This is a genomic window from Siminovitchia acidinfaciens (assembly GCF_003605385.1).
GTDB lineage: Bacteria > Bacillota > Bacilli > Bacillales > Bacillaceae_C > Siminovitchia > Siminovitchia acidinfaciens.
This window is the reverse complement of record NZ_QYTV02000006.1, coordinates 137650-155516: the sequence shown is the minus strand read 5'-3', so window position 1 is coordinate 155516 and position 17867 is coordinate 137650. Positions and strand designations below refer to the sequence as shown.

The following is a 17867-nucleotide window of genomic DNA, read 5'->3' as shown; positions in this document are numbered from 1 at the left end:
ATTCGAATGAATGATATGTAGCGCTACAACTGTATCGTTTTCAAACATTTTGACAGTCCGTTATTTTCAATCGCCTTGAATTCTATGATTAAATTGCCGACTTTAAGGTGGCATGCAATTTGCAATATTATAAACTAATCGAAAGTGAAGGGAGAGACAAACACTTGGCAAAGTCACAAATTCTTGCCATTGATGCCGGAGGCACAATGACTGACACGTTCATTATTGACGAAAAGGGGGATTTTGTTGTTGGGAAGGCTCAAACCACTCCCATGGATGAGCACATTGGTCTCATCAACTCCGCCAAAGACGCATTAGGACAATGGGATGCGGAAGTTGAAGAGGAATTTCCAAACCTTCGAGCAGGGGTTTATTCCGGTACCGCGATGCTCAACCGGCTTGTTTCCAGGGTGGGCCGCCGGGTTGGATTAGTTGTAAATAAAGGGATGGAAGATAACCACCGGATGGGGCGGGGGCTTCAATCATATCTGGGCTATTCATATTCTGACCGTATTCATATTAACACACATCATTTCGATCCTCCTTTGGTACCGAGAAAATGGACTGTTGGTGTAACCGAAAGGGTTGACATGTTTGGAAACATCGTCATCCCGCTTTATGAACATGAAATAGAACCCGCGATTCAAAAGCTGATAGATGAAGATGTTGAGGCGATTGTCATAAGTTTACTTCATTCATATAAACATCCAGAGCATGAGAGGAAAATAAGGGATATTGCAAACGACTTAATTAAAAAAGCTAAGAAAGATATCCAGGTTTTTGCCACCGTAGATTATTATCCGGTTCGTAAAGAGTCACACAGAACGAATACAACGATCGTTGAAGCTTATGCTGCGGAGCCATCCAGGAAGACATTAGAAAAAATCGACAAATCGTTGCAAGAACATGGAACTGATTTCAATTTGAGAATAATGGCCAGCCATGGAGGAACTATCAGCATCAAGGCAAATGAATTGGCAAGAACATGTGTTTCGGGTCCGATTGGCGGCATGGTGGGAGCAAAATATTTAGCAGAAAGTTTAGGTCTGAAGAACGTCGCTTGTTCAGACATTGGTGGGACAAGTTTTGATATTGGATTGATCACACATGGAGATTTAGCAATAAATTCCAGTCCGGATATGGCCAGACTCGTATTGTCCTTACCGCTTGTTTCAATGGATACAACAGGCGCAGGCACAGGCAGCTATGTACGTATTGATCCCAACTACGGAAACTTGACACTTGGTCCAGACAGTGCCGGTTCTCTCGTTGGTGTTTGTAATCCAGAGGGAGGAATAGAAACAGTCACTGTTTCAGACTGCCATGTCGTTATTGGTCTTATCAATCCTGATAATTTTATCGGCGGAGCTATTAAACTGTCTCGTGAACGCGCCTATCAAGCAGTGAAAACGCAGATTGCTGATCCCCTTGGATTAACGGTAGAAGATGCTGCTTTGGGAGTAATAGAATTATTGGAATCACAGCTCCGTAATTATCTGGAATCAATGATTTTGGGGAAAGGGTATTCGCCGTCGCAATATGTATGCTTCTCCTATGGCGGGGGAGGTCCATTACATACAGCTGGCTACACACAAGGGTTGGGCTTTGAAGATATATTGATTCCTGCATGGGCTGCCGGTTTTTCGGCGTTTGGCTGCGGTGCTGCTGACTTTGAATACCGTTATGATAAAACATTGGATCTAAATGTAGATGAAAAAGCTGAAGGCGCTGTCATCAAGAAGGCTGGAATGGAATTGCAAGACTCATGGGATGAATTGAAGGAAAAGGTGACCGAGGAATTCAGGAAAAATGATTATTCTCCTGAAGACGTTAATTTCCGTTTACTGTACCGGATGCAATACCAAGGGCAGCTAAATGACCTCGAAATCGAAGCGCCAATCAAGGAGTTTAAAGACGTTCAGGACTTTGAAACCCTAGTGGATACATTTGAAGAGATGTACACAAGGGTATATGCAAAATCTGCTTTGTCTCCTGAATTGGGATATTCAATTACAGGGGCGATCGTTCGTGGGGTCGTTGATGTACCAAAGCCTGAGATTCCCTCTGAACCTTTGTATGAGGAAACCCCTCCTAAAGAGGCTTTCTTAGGGACACGCCAGGTTTACTGGAAAGATGGATGGGAGTACGCCGACATCTATGAGATGGAAAAACTTATGCCAGGGAATCGCATTAAGGAGTTTTCTATTATTGAATCCACAGCCACAACATTGGTCGTGCCAACAGGTTTTGAAGCATATCTGGATGAGAATCGGATTTTCCACCTTAAAGAACTAAAATAATAAAATCGCGAGGAGGTATTTAACTTGGCAAAAGCGCTAGAAGATGTTTTACAGAATAAACAAAAACCGATTGGCTGGGATGGAAAGACATTAAAACAAATGCGGCATGAAATGACAGCAATTAGTAAGGAAACCGGGCATTATGCAGGATTAACTTCCTTGCCCCTCAAAGAATCAGATCCTATAAGATTCGAAAAGATCTATTCCAAACTGCGTGGCGGGGTTGTTCATGCCAGAGAGACAGCGAAAAAAGTGGCTGCTTCTCCAATTGTAGAGCAGGAAGGTGAATTGTGCTTTAGTTTATACTCTCCAGAGGCTGACTCCATTGTTACGTCGACAGGAATTATTATCCATGTAGGAACAATGGGGGCGGCTATTAAATTTATGATTGAAAATGATTATGAAGAAAATCCAGGAATTGCTGATAAAGATATTTTCTGTAATAACGATAACCACGTTGGAAATGTGCATACCTGTGATGTCCACACACTAGTGCCTGTTTTTTGGGAAGGGGAAATTATCGGCTGGGTAGGCGGGGTTACTCACGTTATTGATACAGGGGCCGCTGCTCCTGGAAGTATGCCAATGGGACCCGTCCAACGTTATGATGATGGTTATCAGGTAACTTGCCGGAAGATCGGTCAAAATGATGTTTTATCAAAGGACTGGCTGCTAGAAAGTACTCGATCTGTCCGCGCAGTGAAGTATTGGACATTGGATGAAAAAACACGTGTAGCGGGCTGTCATATGATAAGGGATCTTGTTTTAGACGTCATTAAAGAAGAAGGAATTGACACCTATAAGCAATTTATCCGTGAAATTATTGAAGATGGCCGGCGTGGTTTTGTGAATCAAGTAAAAACCATGTTAATACCTGGAAAGTACCGTCAGGTTTCGTTTAGTGATGTGCAATTTGAAGGTTTGGATCTGCCGAAATTCGCACAGGTAAATACGATCATGCATTCACCTTCAGAGATTACAGTCCATAAAGATGCCAAGCTGGAAATTGACTTTGAAGGAGCTAGCCGCTGGGGATGGCATCCGTTTAACGCAACACCTGTATCTATGACAAGTGGGATATGGGTGATGCTTTCCCAGACTCTCGTACCCAATGACCGCATAAATGACGGGGCCTATTATGCCAGTAAATTCGGCACCCCATTAGGTTCATGGTTGAATCCGGATGATATCCGATCAGCACACTCAAACACTTGGCATGCGCTTGTAGCCGCCTGGTCTCCGTTGTGGCGCGGACTGAGCCGCGCATACTACGGACGAGGCTATCTTGAGGAAGTGAATGCAGGAAATGCCCACACCTCAAACTGGCTGATGGGTGGCGGTATTGATCAGTATGGCGGTCTTTCAGCTTTGAATAGCTTTGAAACCGCTGCTTGCGGTGTAGGGGCAAGTGCCGTTAACGATGGCATCAGTCACTCGGCTGCCTTATGGAATCCGGAAGGCGACATGGGTGATATGGAAATCTGGGAACTGCTCGAACCGCTTGTTTATATCGGGAGGGAGATTTTGCCCGGTTCAGGCGGCGCAGGAAAATATCGAGGCGGTAATGGATGGCAGTCGCTCCGTTTGGGGTGGGGAGCCAAGGAGTGGACAATGTTCGTTGCGGGCGCAGGTGTTATGGCCACCGACTGCGGGTTGATGGGAGGATATCCAGCTTCATCCGGATACCGATTTACGGCATATAACACTGATTTAAAAGAGAGGATTGAAAAGAAGCTGCCGTTACCGCTTGGTGGTGATACAGATCCGGACAACCCTCTTTATGAAGAAAGTATGGAGGCAGAAGTCATTCACCGCGATCGACAAACCTGTTCCACACAAGAAGAGTTTGGGGATTATGACATAATCATGAACTACTTGAGAGGAGGCCCCGGATTTGGAGATCCTCTCGAGCGAAAGCCAAAGGATGTAGAAGAGGATCTGAATCAAAAGTATATTCTTCCGCGTTATGCTGAAAAAGTTTTCGGATGCGTTTTCACTGAAGAAAACGGCACATATGCTGTTGATTTAGATGCAACAGAGAAAAAACGCAAGGAAATTCGCAAGGAGCGTTTACAAAGAAGTATACCAACAAAGGAATGGATAAAAAAGGAAAAAGAAAACATACTCGATCAAAAAGCATCATTGCAAGTGAGAAATATGTATGCTGAAAGCTTCGCTTTAAGTGAAAAATTTACAAATGATTTCAAGGAATTTTGGAATTTGTCGGAAGAGTGGATGATCCATGAGGACGATCTTAATATGCCTAAGCTCGGCAAGCACATTAACCGTTTCAAGGCAGGAGTGAAATAGTATGGCAAAATACGATAAGAAAATGATTGGGGAACTCATTGACGGGACGCTGGAATTCTATCAATTAAAGAATATGATGTCATCACATAAAGATCGGGAACGCTTCGATATTTATCTAAGCGTTTTACAGGATCGGGTTTCTTGGGACGATCCAATCCTTCTGCCGATCGGGGAACATCTGTTTATCGTTCAAAAGCAAAATGGGGACCGAATTGTTAAGTGCGACTGCGGACATGAATTTTGTGATTACAAGGACAATTGGAAATTGTATGCAAATATTTTTGTGCGAGATACTGAAGAAAAGATGAATGAAGTATATCCGAAATTGATGTCACCGGATCCGGAATGGCAAGTTTTAAGGGAATATTATTGTCCTGGATGTGCCTCTCAATTGGAAGTGGAAGCTGTTACTCCTTGGTATCCTGTCTTAAAGGACTTTGAGCCGGATATCGATACCTTTTATAATGAATGGATCAATGTTCCATTACCAGGTAAAGCATGATGTGCATTTGGCGACGGTTTATTAACCGTCGTCTTTTGTTAAATCATTCATAACGAGAGGAGGCCAATCGTTTGAAAAAGGTTTTGACTTCATTTGAAGAAGCGGTAAAAGACATACACGATGGTGCTGTGTTAATGGTAGGCGGATTTGGATTGGTTGGTATCCCTGAAAATTTAATAATTGCTTTGGCTGAAAAGAATGTTAAGGACTTAACGGTGATTTCAAATAACTGCGGAGTCGACAATTGGGGACTTGGACTATTATTGCAAAACAAGCAAATAAAGAAAATAATAGGCTCTTATGTTGGCGAGAACAAAGAGTTCGAACGACAAATGCTATCCGGAGAAATAGAAGTGCAACTCACCCCGCAAGGATCGCTTGCTGAAAAAATTCGAGCAGGTGGAGCAGGCATTCCAGCTTTTTATACACCAGCAGGCGTAGGTACATTGATATCTGAAGGGCGGGAAGTACGAACGTTCCACGGTAAAGACTATCTGCTGGAAGAGGCTCTGACAGCTGATTTCAGTCTCATTTATGCAGATAAAGCAGACCTTATGGGTAATTTGATATTTAACAAGACAGCAAGGAACTTTAATCCGATGATGGCCGCTGCAGGTAAGGTTACCATCGCAGAGGTGGGTGAAATTGTCGAGACGGGTCAGATGGATCCCGGCACTGTTCATACACCAGGAGTTTATGTTCAAAGGATGATAGTGGGACAGCAGGAGAAGCGGATTGAACGGTTAACTGTTATGAATTGATCTATACGGAAAGGAGGAAAGTTTCATGAAACAAGACAAGGCTAAAATACGTGAATGGATTGCAAAAAGAGCAGAGAAAGAAATTAATAGCGGAGACTATGTGAATCTTGGGATAGGGATTCCGACGCTTGTCGCGAACTTTATTCCAAGAGATAAACAAGTCGTTTTACAATCGGAAAATGGGCTGCTAGGGATTGGCCCTTATCCGGCAAAAGAAGAATTGGATCCTGATTTAATCAATGCGGGAAAAGAAACGATTACTGCCATCAAGGGTGCGGCTTTTTTTGATAGTGCCGAATCCTTTGGAATGATTCGCGGCGGCCATATCGACGTGGCAATTTTGGGAGCAATGGAAGTATCTGAGAGCGGGGATCTTGCCAATTGGATGATTCCCGGCAAGATGATCAAGGGTATGGGCGGGGCGATGGACTTGGTACATGGTGCTAAGAAAATTATCGTCATTATGGAACATACCGATAAGCAAGGAAACCCTAAAATATTAAAATCCTGCACATTGCCGTTAACAGGTAAAGGTGTGGTTAATCGAATTATTACGGAACGGGCAGTAATAGATGTAACTGAAAAGGGTCTAAAATTGGTTGAAGTCTCGGAAGGTTACACAGTGGAAGAGATTAAGAGTGTAACTGAGCCCGAACTACTTGTAGACAAAAGTGTCTTTCAAAACATTAATTAATATAGGCGAAAAAACGGTTTATCTTTACTTAAAATAAGGATAAACCGTTATGTTTATTGTATTTATAATTGGTATTTTTCTAATTTACGATAAAGCGTTGTTCTTGCTATCTGACATCGTCTGGCAACTTCCGATAAGTTTCCGCTCGTTTCCTCGATTAACTGTTTAATTTTTTCCTTCTCCTGTACCTCCAGCAAGGTAAGTGAGGGGTTTTCATCAATCAGTTGCTGATTGATGGGGCGAAAATTTTGTATAGTGTCAGGCAAGGAATCCAGGGTAATATGATTGTTGCTCGAGAAAAGAACAGCATACTCAATCGTATTAGTCAGCTCCCTAATATTGCCTGGCCAATTGTAATCGTTGAGGTGCGAAAGGACTTCGTTTCCGATAGTTGGTACCGGTCTGCCATGTTTTTTTGAAAAATGGATAATATAATATCGGGTTAGGAGCGGGATGTCTTCTTTTCGCTCTCTAAGTGATGGTATTTTGAACTCCACAACGTTAAGTCTGTAATAAAGATCCTCCCGAAACTTCCCGTTTTCAATAAGTTCTTTCAAATTTCTATTAGTTGCAGCTATGATTCTAACATCGATTGGCTTCGGATGGGCAGAACCAAGCCTTACTATTTCTTTTTCCTGTAATACACGTAAAAGATGGACTTGCAAGTCAAGCGGCATTTCACCAATTTCATCCAACAATAATGTTCCGCCATGTGCTTCTTCGAATTTCCCCGCTTTACCTTTTGGATTTCCACCTGTAAAAGCACCAGCTTCATATCCGAAAAGTTCACTTGCCATCAATTCTTTAGGTATTGCTCCACAGTTAATAGCAATAAAAGGTGATTGATTACGAAAACTCTCTTTATGGATCGCTCTTGCGAACACTTCTTTACCTGTACCGCTCTCACCTGTAAGAAGGATCGGGACGCTGGTTGGAGCAGCTATTTTTGCTCTGGCAATCAGTTGGTTCATTGGCTGGGAATTTCCAATGATGCGTCCCCAATAGGTAAAATTCCTTATTTGGTTAGTTTTCTCCAAATGGAGGAGGTAACCTATCCTTTCCAATCCGTGGACAATAATTTGAACATATACTTTGATTTGTAGAGAAGGAACGTCCAGTTCCCATTCACTTTCATTACTTGTCAGCAGTGAATTTCTAATATGCTGGAATTCTGAATGTGCAGCCAATTGCCTCCAGTGATCAATTTGCAGTAAGGATCGGCACTTGGCATCGGCATGAACGATGTTTAACATCTCGTCAAGTAAAATGACGGAATCGGAATGCCACCTTTTAGTAAAGCCCTCATAGTGCTTTTGTAAATGCTCTCTATGTCTAAAGGAATGAATCTTAAAGTTTTGTTGAATCATTTTTGAGATATTTTGAACTATACTAAGTGAGTGAGGTTGAGCAAGTTGACTCGGGCCTGTCAGATCAATAATACCCAAAATCTTTCCCGAAAGAGGATCTTTTATTGGAGCTGCAGAGCAATTCCAAGGATGTACACCTTCACAATAGTGCTCATATGAAAAAATCTGGATTGGATGGCCGACCGCTAAAGAAGTTCCGATCGCATTGGATCCGGCAGCTTTTTCACTCCAGTCTGACCCGCGGATAAAGCTCATCTCTTCCGCTTGCGCTATAATTTTGGTCTCTCCTTCTAAATGGATAATCCTGCCTTTGTCATCTGCCAACGTAATAAGATGGCCAGTACCCTTAATTTGCTCATGTAATGTATGAATGATGGGGAGGGCGGCATCATAGATTTTTGAATTTGTGATAGTTTCGCATAAACTTTGATCATCTATGATTACTGATGTTTGTTTTTGCAGCGGATCGACATCATATTTTTCACACCGTTTCCAGGACTGATAAATCATTTGGCGTATTCGATTCGGCTTTTGTCTTTCGGATACAAAATAATCCCACTCGGATTCCAGTTCCCTCATTTTTATATGAAGGTTGTCAGCGGAATGAACAGCCAAATATGTATTCACCAATGTAGATGTCCCCTTTCAATAGACTCCTGATTATTGACAAAACGTTGATTCTACATACAACATCCAAAGGACAATTTAGGCATTGGCATAAGAAGTCAGTTATTATCGATTATATTTAAAATATTCCGGCACGTCAAATTGATTTTTATCTATTTTAAATATTTTGTCTTATCGTGTTGTCTGACTAATCCTTTCCAAGCCTTGACAAAGTTTTTAATCAGCTTCATAATTATAATCAAACTATGATCGTTGAACGAAGACAGAGGACTAGTAAATGGACCTTTCCGTGAAAAGAGAGCGGATTTTACAAGCTGAGAGATTCCGCCACTGGAGACCCGTTGAACCTGCCTCTCGAGTCCCATGCAAAACATGGGCGTTTCCTGGCGTTATCAGGTCAAGTGGGGTGCTTTTGCACCCAAATAATGGTGGTACCGCGGAAGCAGCGCTCTTTCGTCCTTTATATATGAGGATGGGAGAGCTATTTTATTTTCTGAATAAATTCAAGAATGATAAACGTAATAGGAGATAGACCCATGAGAAAAAAAAGGATCGTTGTTAAAATCGGCAGTAGTTCTCTGACCAATGATAGAGGGGAGATCGATCAGGATAAGTTTACGGACCATGTCCAAGCGTTGGCAGCTCTTAGAGAAGCGAATCACGAAGTGATTCTTGTTTCATCCGGGGCTGTAGCCGCCGGCTTCAGTAGTTTGGGGTATCCGACCCGCCCGGTAACTGTTAAAGGCAGGCAAGCTGCAGCGGCAGTGGGCCAAAGCCTGCTTATTCAATCTTATACTGAAAAACTGAGCGAATTTAATATCATTCCCGCCCAAATACTGCTTACTCGCGGGGATTTTTCCGATCGGTCCCGATATCGAAATGCATTTGCAACGATTAGCGAGCTTTTGGACAGGGGGCTTCTGCCAATCATTAATGAAAATGATACGGTTGCGATTGACGAGCTGACATTCGGCGATAATGATATGCTTTCCGCTCTTGTCAGCGGTTTTATCCATGCGGATATGTTGATCATTTTAACCGATATTAATGGTCTGTATGATTCCAATCCAAGGACCAATCCCGCTGCAAAGAAATTTGATTACTTGGAAGACATTACAAAGAACTTGCTTGCATCTGCTGATGAATCTGGATCAAAAGTGGGCACTGGCGGGATGAAGTCCAAATTATTAGCGGCAAAGACAGCAGTTTCCCTTGGTGTGCCGGTCTTCATCGGCAAAGGAAGCGGAAAAGAAAAATTGATTGAAATCATGCGTGGAAACGGAGACGGCACATACATTGCCAACGGAACGCTGGACCCCCTAAATACGAGCAGGCAATGGATTGCATTCCATTCTGAAACTTCAGGAAAAGTATATGTTGACCAGGGGGCAGAAGAAGCGATTCTATACAGAGGCAAAAGCCTGCTGCCTGCAGGAGTTTTCAAGGTAAAAGGGAACTTCCATAAAGGGGATGTGGTCGAGGTATTCGGTGTGAACGGATTATTGGGAAGAGGAGAAGTCACATACTCCTCCCAAGACTTGAAAGATTTAATTGAAAAAAGAAACTGTGAAGAAAAGAAAGAGACATTCATTCCGACAATTGAAGTCATACACCGCAACCGCTGGGTAAAAGTCTGATTAATAGCAATATAAATGAACAGGAGAGGAAAGCTCTATGGAACTAAAAGAAAAAGTTAGCGTAAGTGAAGTCGAAGCCAAAGGAAAAGCAGCGTTAATAGCAAGCAGGAAGCTCGTAAATCGAACTACAGAAGAAAAAAATAATGCGCTCGGCTTAATTTCCGAACAACTACTGAAAGATAAGAAATATATCTTACAGGAAAACGAAAAGGATTTGCAGGACGGAAGAGAAAAAGGCCTGACTGATTCCATCCTGGACCGTATCATGCTAAATGAACAACGAGTTCAAGATATGTCCGACGCAATTAAGCTTTTAATAGATTTAAAAGATCCTATTGGCGAAACTTTAGAGTCGATTGAAAAGGAAAACGGGATGACGATTGAGAAAAAAAGGGTCCCCGTCGGCGTAATTGGCATGATTTATGAAGCCAGGCCAAATGTAACCATTGATGCGGCCACCTTATCGTTAAAAACTGGCAATGCAGTTATTTTAAGAGGAAGCTCATCTGCAAAGCACTCAAATTTAGCGCTAGTCCAGTCGATTCACCAAGCGCTCAAAAACAGTCAGATTCCTGAGGACGCGGTCCAACTTATTGAGGACACTAGCAGGGAAACAGCCAAAGAGCTTTTCCGCCTTAACGATTACCTTGATGTATTGATTCCCCGTGGAGGTAAGCAACTGATCGAAACGGTCATCCGGGAATCCACTGTACCTGTCATTGAAACGGGTGCCGGCAACTGTCATGTGTACATCGATGAATTTGCAGATAGTGGAATGGCGGAAAATATTGTATTAAATGCCAAGCTGCAGCGACCATCGGTTTGTAATGCAATTGAATCAATTCTTGTACAAAAAGACTGGTTTGGGAAACACGGCAACGAACTGCTTCGAAAACTTGCCCAGAACAATGTGAAAATCCATGGAGACACGGATGTTTGCAAGACCTATCCACTAGCGATAGCAGCAAGTGAGGAAGATTGGGCAACGGAATTCCTGGGGCTTGTTGTGAGTGTTAAAGTGGTAAATGACGTGGATGAAGCAATTAAACACATCAACGAATATGGAACTAAGCATTCTGAAGCCATTGTAACTTCGAATGAAGAAAACGCGCAGAAGTTCCTGACAGGAGTTGATGCATCAACCGTTTATCATAATGTTTCTACGAGATTCACCGACGGATTCGAATTTGGGTACGGCGCCGAAATTGGAATCAGCACACAAAAGCTTCATGCCCGCGGGCCGATGGGACTCAACGCTCTTACATCGACGAAGTTCTTCGTATCCGGAAATGGACAGATTCGCGAGTAAAGTGATTAAATGTTAATAAGAAAAGCGCAAGGCGCACAGTCTAAGGCGACAAGCACAAGACGAATTTTGATCCTGAATAAGCTTGTGACCTTGAATGGATGCGCCTGGCCGCCTCAGGCGCGACATCCTGTCGCTTGCACTAGCGCTAGCACTAGCACTTCCAGTGCGGCGGTGCACTAGGACCTCCTGTCCATCGGAGCCGGACATAAGGCATACTTTTCTAAAAAGAAAAGAAAACTTAGTGTAACTATATACTTTGTTATCTAATGAAAATAGATTATAGGAGAGAAGGAGAGCTCGTGTTGAAGAATCAAATTGACATCCAACTAAGTACCAATCGTAAAGAAAAACCCTCTTTTTCAAACTTGAAGTTTGGAAAGACATACACCGACCATATGTTTATCATGGATTATTCCAGAGAAAAAGGATGGTATGATCCAAGAATCGTTCCGTATCAGCCAATTACGTTAGATCCGGCAGCTACGATCTTTCACTACGGACAAACAATTTTCGAAGGCCTGAAAGCATACTTATCGGAGAATGAAGAAGTATTTCTGTTCAGACCTGATGAAAATATAAAAAGGCTTAACAGGTCAAGCGTCCGGATGTGTATTCCGGAAGTGGACGAAGAGCTTGCTCTGGAAGCATTGAAAAAGCTTGTTGCCATTGACCGCGACTGGGTTCCTAATATGGAAGGAATGTCTTTATATATTCGGCCTTTTATTATATCTACTGAACCGAACTTGGACGTAACGCCATCTCAAAACTATAGATTTATGATTATCATGTCTCCTGTGGGGTCCTTCTATAAAGAAGGGATGGATCCGGTGAAAATTGCTGTCGAGAGTGACTATGTTCGTGCCGTTAGAGGCGGAACAGGTAATGCCAAGACAGCCGGAAACTATGCAGGTGCCATGCTTGTACAGGAAAAGGCCAGTGCATCCGGCTACTCACAAGTCCTATGGCTTGACGGTAATGAAAAGAAATACATTGAAGAAGTCGGCAGTATGAATGTATTTTTCAAAATCAACGGTGAAGTGGTTACACCTGAATTAAGCGGAAGTATTCTTGAAGGAATTACAAGAAAATCAGTCATCGAATTGTTAAAATACTGGGGGGTACCAGTATCTGAGAGAAGAATTTCCATTGATGAATTGCACGAGGCTTATCAAAAAGGCCAGTTGGAAGAAGCATTTGGCTCCGGTACGGCTGCAGTTATTTCACCAATCGGGGAATTGTTCTGGAATAATGAAAAAATGCTTATCAATGACGGTAAAACTGGTGATTTATCACTAAAAGTGTACAAAACATTAACCGGAATTCAAACGGACAAGGAAGAAGATCCGTTTGGTTGGCGTGTGAAAGTGGATTAATAGAGGCATCGCCTTAATTTGGAGCCGCCCTCGGGTACGGCTCCTGTTTTTATCAAAAGATTAAGAAAAGGAGCGGCTTTATGAAACCTATTCCCGACCACTTAAAGGAAGACCTTGATGTCCTGTTCATCGGTTTCAATCCAAGTATCCGGTCAAGTGAAACAGGTCACCACTATGCCAATCCGACTAACCGTTTCTGGACTATTTTATATAAAGCCGGGCTGACCGACAGGAAAGTTGACGCAGATAAGGACTTTACATTGTTGCAGAAAGGATACGGATTCACAAATATCGTATCAAGGCCAACAAGGAACGCCCAGGAAATATCATCTGCGGAATATAAACAGGGAAGAGATGAACTGATAAAGAAAATCACAACCTATCGCCCAAAGATTGCCTGCTTTGTAGGAAAAGGTGTGTATCAGCAGTACAGCCGAAGAAAAGATGTAGATTGGGGCGCACAAAAAGATCCTGTCGTACCCGGAGTTATTGAGTTTGTAGCTCCATCTTCCAGTGGGCTTGTCCGAATTAAAATGGATGAAATTGTTGTTATTTATAAACAGCTATTGAATTATTTTTAAAAAGGAAAATCCCCAGATATGATAATATATAAATATAGATTCTTTGTATAAGGGTGGTTATAGAAATGAATGAAAAAAATAACGCTAACTTGCCTCCGAAAACATGTACAATTGAGCGCCTGGTAACCGTTCCGTCAGATGTGGAAAAGGTCCTCAAAGGGGAGAAGACAGCAACCAGAAGAAATGGACGCTATGCGGATATCGGCGAAATTATGGAATTGCAAGGCGCACAATTTATTGTCGAGAATGTCTACTCTCAAAGTCTCGGCGAAATGACTGATAAACATGCAAGGCAGGAAGGATATACAAGCCTTGAAGATTATAAAAACGTCATTTTGTCCTACCATCCCGGGATGAAATGGGTACCGAGCATGAAGGTTTGGGTCCATGAATTTGCTCCATTGCAAAAACAAGCATAATAGCCGATGGCTTATAAACTGCTTTTGTTCTTTCATATTTTCAGCGCAACCTTATCCATTGGACCTTTTTTTATTATGCTTGCCTTTGTCAAAAGGTTAAGGTCTTGTGATCATTTGCAAAGAAAATTCTATATAGAAATATTCGAATTGACTATAAGGCTTGTGAAACATGCCGGACATGCACTAGTCATAACCGGAATTTTGCTTTTATACAGTGGAGGGTGGTCATGGCATGAACCGTGGATCGTGATGACACTTGTAGTGATGTTGAGTTCCATCTTTTTTCTTGCCGGAGCTTTTAAGCACACTTTTAAAAAGATGCATGAAGGCAGTTGTGACCATTCATTGTTGATTAAAAAACTGCAACACTCCATATTGATTTACATCGGTCTCCTGATGATCATGCTCTGGTTCATGGTGGTCAAACCGAGATTGTGGTAATGCACGATTTTATCGGTGTGGACCTTGGAGCACTCGAAACGGAGATGAAGGAAACGCCATAAAATAACCTTATCAATCTGGGATAGGGTTATTTTTTCATTGACCAGCTGATTTGTCCAACATAATATATATATTCCTTCATAAAATGGACAAGGAGGGGATATATGTGGGGGCTAAAGCAACTGATTTAAAGGATATGCAATCTATTCCATGAGGAAGTTATTCCTAACATATTCCTGTTTGTTTACAGGTGCTTTTCTTCAGGGCATGTCAATGTCTTTATTTTTATTTCCGCATTCCATTCCCTCCGGCGGTGCGGCTGGTATTGCCCTACTAATCAACCATTGGTTTGATTTATCGCTAGGGTTTTCGTTATGGCTTGCGAATGCCATCTTCCTGTTGTTTGCATTGAATTACTTTGGCTATACATGGACCTTTCGCACTGTGCTTTCAGTTGCAACTACATCTGCGACGATCAGTTTTTTTACCATGAAAATTCCGGTAGAGCCGAATTTTTTATTATTCGATATGGGCGCGGGAAGCCTTTTTTTCGGTCTAGGTGTCGGTCTACTTATTCGTGCCGGGGCTTCCAGCGGGGGAATGGTCATTCCTGCTTTGATGATAGCCTTTCATAAAAATTGGAGTCCTGGAAAAGTGATGATGGGAATCAACATGTTTATCTTTTTACTAACTTCTCTCGTCATAGATTATAAAATAGTCCTTTATGCAATTGTTTGCCAGTTCATGTCAACGAATGTAATCGATTATATTTATAAAATAAAATTTCATAAAATTACCTCCTTGGCAGTAAGCTGGAGGAGAAGATAAGGAGATCCCGTCGTCAGGGATCTCTGTTTTATCAAATATTAATGGACAGGCAATCATTATTCTTTACTTCAATCCTGTTCATTTGATTAATATGTCCATATTTTACATATGATAAGGCGGCTCTGATCCATGCGCCATGCCCAAAAGCTAAAATGTTTTTTCTGGTTTTGTATTTTTGTAAAAAAGATATGATTCTTTCTTCCAGATGGCGAACGGGCTCACCCAGGGTTATAGAGAGAGGGTTACCCTCCCATTGGGATCCCAGTTCTTCCGTAAGCTTTCTTTTTGGAACACCTTCAAAAGGGCCGAAGTCCAGTTCGTCAAGCAGATGCTCAATTTCTGGTTCGAATCCATAAAGAAATGCTGTTTCCTGTGTCCTTTTTAATGTACTGGCCAAAACAAGATCAAACGGTGCCCTGATTTTCAAAAGCGTCTTATTTTCCTCAATTTCTTCGCTGTCGTTTTTGGTGAGAGCTGTAATTCCAATATCACGTTTACCTTGAAGCCATGTTTTTTTATTCCATTCAGTCGGCAGATGCCTTATAAAGGTAATCTGCATTTATTTTCCTCCAGAAAGAAGGTTTCACATCTTAATCCGCATCTTTGAGCCTCCAAAATCAAAACATCGGACAACTTGACATTCCCCAAGTTGACGTTCGGTCCAATTTCATTGATGAAATACATTTGATGTTTAGGAAGAGGCGCTTCAAATATTATTTTATTGCAATCAATCTCTTTTAATAATTCATCCACCAGCTCTGACTTGATTAGACCGCTTTTATCATAAATACCCGAAGTACCGGAATCTCGTCCTTCCGTAATGACATATTTGCATCCGTTTTCAAGTAGACTTCGAACCTCGTCTACCCAATCGGAAGTGGACATATGCTTATTTGCATCTTTGGAACCGACTTCAGCAATTACATGGAAGTCCTTTTTAAGGTGGGAAACAAGGTCTAGCCGGTCATTCAAAGGTATATCAACTGTCCCGTTGGATACCTCGATCCAATCAATTTCCAACCCCTTCAAATATTCAATATACTCGGTTAGCTTGTTTTGATGATAGGCCTTTTCAAATAATGTTCCCCCGCAATATGGGGTGATATCATGTTTTTTATATAAGCTGATTTTTTTCTCGACGTTAGGTGTTACATAGGCTGATCCGATTCCCAATTTGGCGATATCAATAATATGCCCAAAGTCATATAAAATATTTTCCAGTTCTTTTGAAGGAATGCCAAAATCAACGATGGATGTAATGCCATAGGTTCTTTTTCCAGAAGTCCTTTCAGGCAAATCCAAAAATCTCATATGGAAAACGCCCCCTCCATTTTCTAGGATAGACTATTCAAAGGCTGGGCAAGAGTGCCATTTTATTGTTGAATTATTTTATTGTATTTGTATAAAAAGCAAGTATGCCGCCAAAATAAAAAAGATTTAACAGCCAGGCTGAAGGGGGGTAATAAGTTGCCAAAGCAAAAAAACAAAGGAATGACCATTACTGCAATCGCATCCATTCCCTTGATTTTAGTATTGGGAAATTCCATGTTGATTCCAATTTTGCCAAAAATGAAAAGTGAATTTGATGTGTCCCAGTTTAAAATCAGCCTGATCATTACAGTTTTTTCAATGGCGGCGGCGATTGCCATCCCTGTACTGGGCTATTTATCCGATCGCTTTTCCAGGAAATCGATAATTATCCCGGCACTCATTCTTTATGGCGGCGGAGGTATATTGGCTGGCGCAGCTTCTGCTTGGTTTTCCAGCCCGTACATATGGGTTTTGGTAGGCCGGGTCTTGCAAGGGATTGGAGCCGCCGGAACGGCACCCATTGCCATGGCTTTGACCGGAGATTTGTTTAAAGGCGGGGAGCAGAGCAAAGTCTTGGGCCTGGTCGAAGCTTCGAACGGTTTTGGAAAAGTCATCAGCCCTATTATCGGATCATTGTTGGCTCTAATTATCTGGTATGCCGTGTTTTTCGCATTTCCCATCTTTTGTATCATATCCATTCTTTTAACCATCTTCTTTGTCAAAGAAAAGAAAAAGGAAGAGGAACCTCCAAGCGTCGGGAAGTACATAAAAGGATTGGGATCGGTATTTAAGACGGAAGGGCGATGGTTGTTTGTAGCATATTTTACAGGCGCGGCATGTTTATTCACCCTGTTCGGAATTTTATTTTACATTTCGGATATCCTTGAAAAAGATCACAATATTGATGGTATTTTAAAAGGTGGAATTTTGGCCATCCCGTTGTTATTCATGACTTTGACTTCTTATTTTACAGGAAGTAAAATCGGAAAGAACATGAAGTTGATGAAGAAATTGATTGTTATCGGCTTACTTCTTATGACCGCATCATTTTCAACTTTAATCTTTTTTAAAGGGTTGATTCCCTTTTTTTCGATCCTAGTTTTCAGCAGCATCGGGACCGGGCTTGTCCTTCCCTGTATCAACAGCTTTATTACTGGATCGGTTTCCGCAGAACGAAGGGGTTTTGTCACATCACTATATGGATCGGTCAGGTTTTTGGGCGTTGCCGTTGGGCCACCGGTTTTTAGTGCGCTCATGGATTGGTCACGTTCCGGAATGTTTTTGACCACTGCAGGTATAACATTTCTCGCAATGCTTTTATGTCTATTTTTCATCCGGGTCAAGAAGAAAGAACCAAGAGGAAGCGAGACGCTGTTTGAACAATTAAAGTTTACTTAAAGGAGCGTT

Annotated in this window: 16 protein-coding genes; 13 read left to right on the top strand and 3 right to left on the bottom strand. The window is 41.9% G+C overall.

The genetic code is table 11. The annotated features are described in order from the left end of the window. Positions 1 to 164: 164 nt before the first annotated feature. From D4T97_RS14450 to D4T97_RS14430, 5 genes are all read left to right on the top strand, one after another. Positions 165 to 2300: a hydantoinase/oxoprolinase family protein gene (locus D4T97_RS14450; protein ID WP_126051460.1), complete on the top strand. Its 2136-nt coding sequence runs from the start codon at positions 165 to 167 to the stop codon at positions 2298 to 2300. 24 nt (positions 2301 to 2324) lie between these two features. Next, a complete protein-coding gene (locus D4T97_RS14445) occupies positions 2325 to 4610 on the top strand; it encodes a hydantoinase B/oxoprolinase family protein (RefSeq protein ID WP_126051459.1) in 2286 nt (761 codons plus the stop codon). Position 4611: 1 nt separating this feature from the next. Beyond that, entirely contained in the window at positions 4612 to 5112 is a 501-nt protein-coding gene (locus tag D4T97_RS14440; protein WP_126051458.1) for an acetone carboxylase subunit gamma, read from the top strand. Between the two features lie 71 nt (positions 5113 to 5183). Further along, complete coding sequence (locus D4T97_RS14435) at positions 5184 to 5873, top strand: CoA transferase subunit A (protein WP_126051457.1); 690 nt, start codon at positions 5184 to 5186, stop codon at positions 5871 to 5873. A 25-nt stretch (positions 5874 to 5898) separates the two neighbouring features. Beyond that, complete coding sequence (locus D4T97_RS14430; RefSeq protein WP_126051456.1) at positions 5899 to 6567, top strand: CoA transferase subunit B; 669 nt, start codon at positions 5899 to 5901, stop codon at positions 6565 to 6567. 62 nt (positions 6568 to 6629) lie between these two features. Here the strand turns inward: D4T97_RS14430 and D4T97_RS14425 are convergent, their stop codons facing one another. Further along, positions 6630 to 8561 carry a sigma-54-dependent Fis family transcriptional regulator gene (locus D4T97_RS14425; RefSeq protein ID WP_235872266.1) on the bottom strand — a complete coding sequence of 644 codons (1932 nt, stop codon included), beginning with the start codon at positions 8559 to 8561 and terminating at the stop codon, positions 6630 to 6632. Positions 8562 to 9097: 536 nt separating this feature from the next. Between D4T97_RS14425 and proB the strand changes: the two genes are divergently transcribed. The 7 genes from proB to D4T97_RS14390 all read left to right on the top strand — a co-directional run bounded on the left by proB (position 9098) and on the right by D4T97_RS14390 (position 15149). Beyond that, the gene (gene proB / locus D4T97_RS14420; protein WP_126051454.1) at positions 9098 to 10198 is read left to right on the top strand and encodes a glutamate 5-kinase; all 1101 of its coding nucleotides are present in this window, start codon (positions 9098 to 9100) and stop codon (positions 10196 to 10198) included. Positions 10199 to 10235: 37 nt separating this feature from the next. Beyond that, complete coding sequence (locus tag D4T97_RS14415) at positions 10236 to 11507, top strand: glutamate-5-semialdehyde dehydrogenase (protein WP_126051453.1); 1272 nt, start codon at positions 10236 to 10238, stop codon at positions 11505 to 11507. Positions 11508 to 11806: 299 nt separating this feature from the next. Then, a complete protein-coding gene (locus tag D4T97_RS14410) occupies positions 11807 to 12880 on the top strand; it encodes a branched-chain amino acid aminotransferase (RefSeq protein WP_408021615.1) in 1074 nt (357 codons plus the stop codon). Positions 12881 to 12960: 80 nt separating this feature from the next. After that, entirely contained in the window at positions 12961 to 13461 is a 501-nt protein-coding gene (locus D4T97_RS14405; RefSeq protein ID WP_126051451.1) for a mismatch-specific DNA-glycosylase, read from the top strand. A 65-nt stretch (positions 13462 to 13526) separates the two neighbouring features. Beyond that, the gene (locus D4T97_RS14400; protein ID WP_126051450.1) at positions 13527 to 13880 is read left to right on the top strand and encodes an ASCH domain-containing protein; all 354 of its coding nucleotides are present in this window, start codon (positions 13527 to 13529) and stop codon (positions 13878 to 13880) included. 6 nt (positions 13881 to 13886) lie between these two features. Beyond that, positions 13887 to 14321, top strand: coding sequence for a hypothetical protein (locus tag D4T97_RS14395; protein ID WP_126051449.1), 435 nt, complete (start codon positions 13887 to 13889; stop codon positions 14319 to 14321). Between the two features lie 210 nt (positions 14322 to 14531). After that, a complete protein-coding gene (locus D4T97_RS14390) occupies positions 14532 to 15149 on the top strand; it encodes a YitT family protein (protein ID WP_126051448.1) in 618 nt (205 codons plus the stop codon). Positions 15150 to 15180: 31 nt separating this feature from the next. On the opposite strand, the gene D4T97_RS14385 is transcribed toward D4T97_RS14390, so the two are convergent. Both D4T97_RS14385 and D4T97_RS14380 read right to left on the bottom strand, forming a co-directional pair. Continuing rightward, complete coding sequence (locus D4T97_RS14385; protein ID WP_126051447.1) at positions 15181 to 15708, bottom strand: histidine phosphatase family protein; 528 nt, start codon at positions 15706 to 15708, stop codon at positions 15181 to 15183. Continuing rightward, positions 15690 to 16460, bottom strand: a complete 771-nt coding sequence (locus D4T97_RS14380) for a phosphosulfolactate synthase (protein WP_126051446.1) — start codon at positions 16458 to 16460, stop codon at positions 15690 to 15692. Before D4T97_RS14380 ends, D4T97_RS14385 begins: the two co-directional genes overlap by 19 nt. 180 nt (positions 16461 to 16640) lie before the next feature. On the opposite strand from D4T97_RS14380, the gene D4T97_RS14375 reads away from it, so the two are divergent. Further along, positions 16641 to 17858 (top strand): MFS transporter, encoded by a 1218-nt coding sequence (locus D4T97_RS14375; protein WP_235872265.1) that lies wholly within the window; start codon positions 16641 to 16643, stop codon positions 17856 to 17858. The last annotated feature ends 9 nt before the right edge of the window (positions 17859 to 17867 follow it).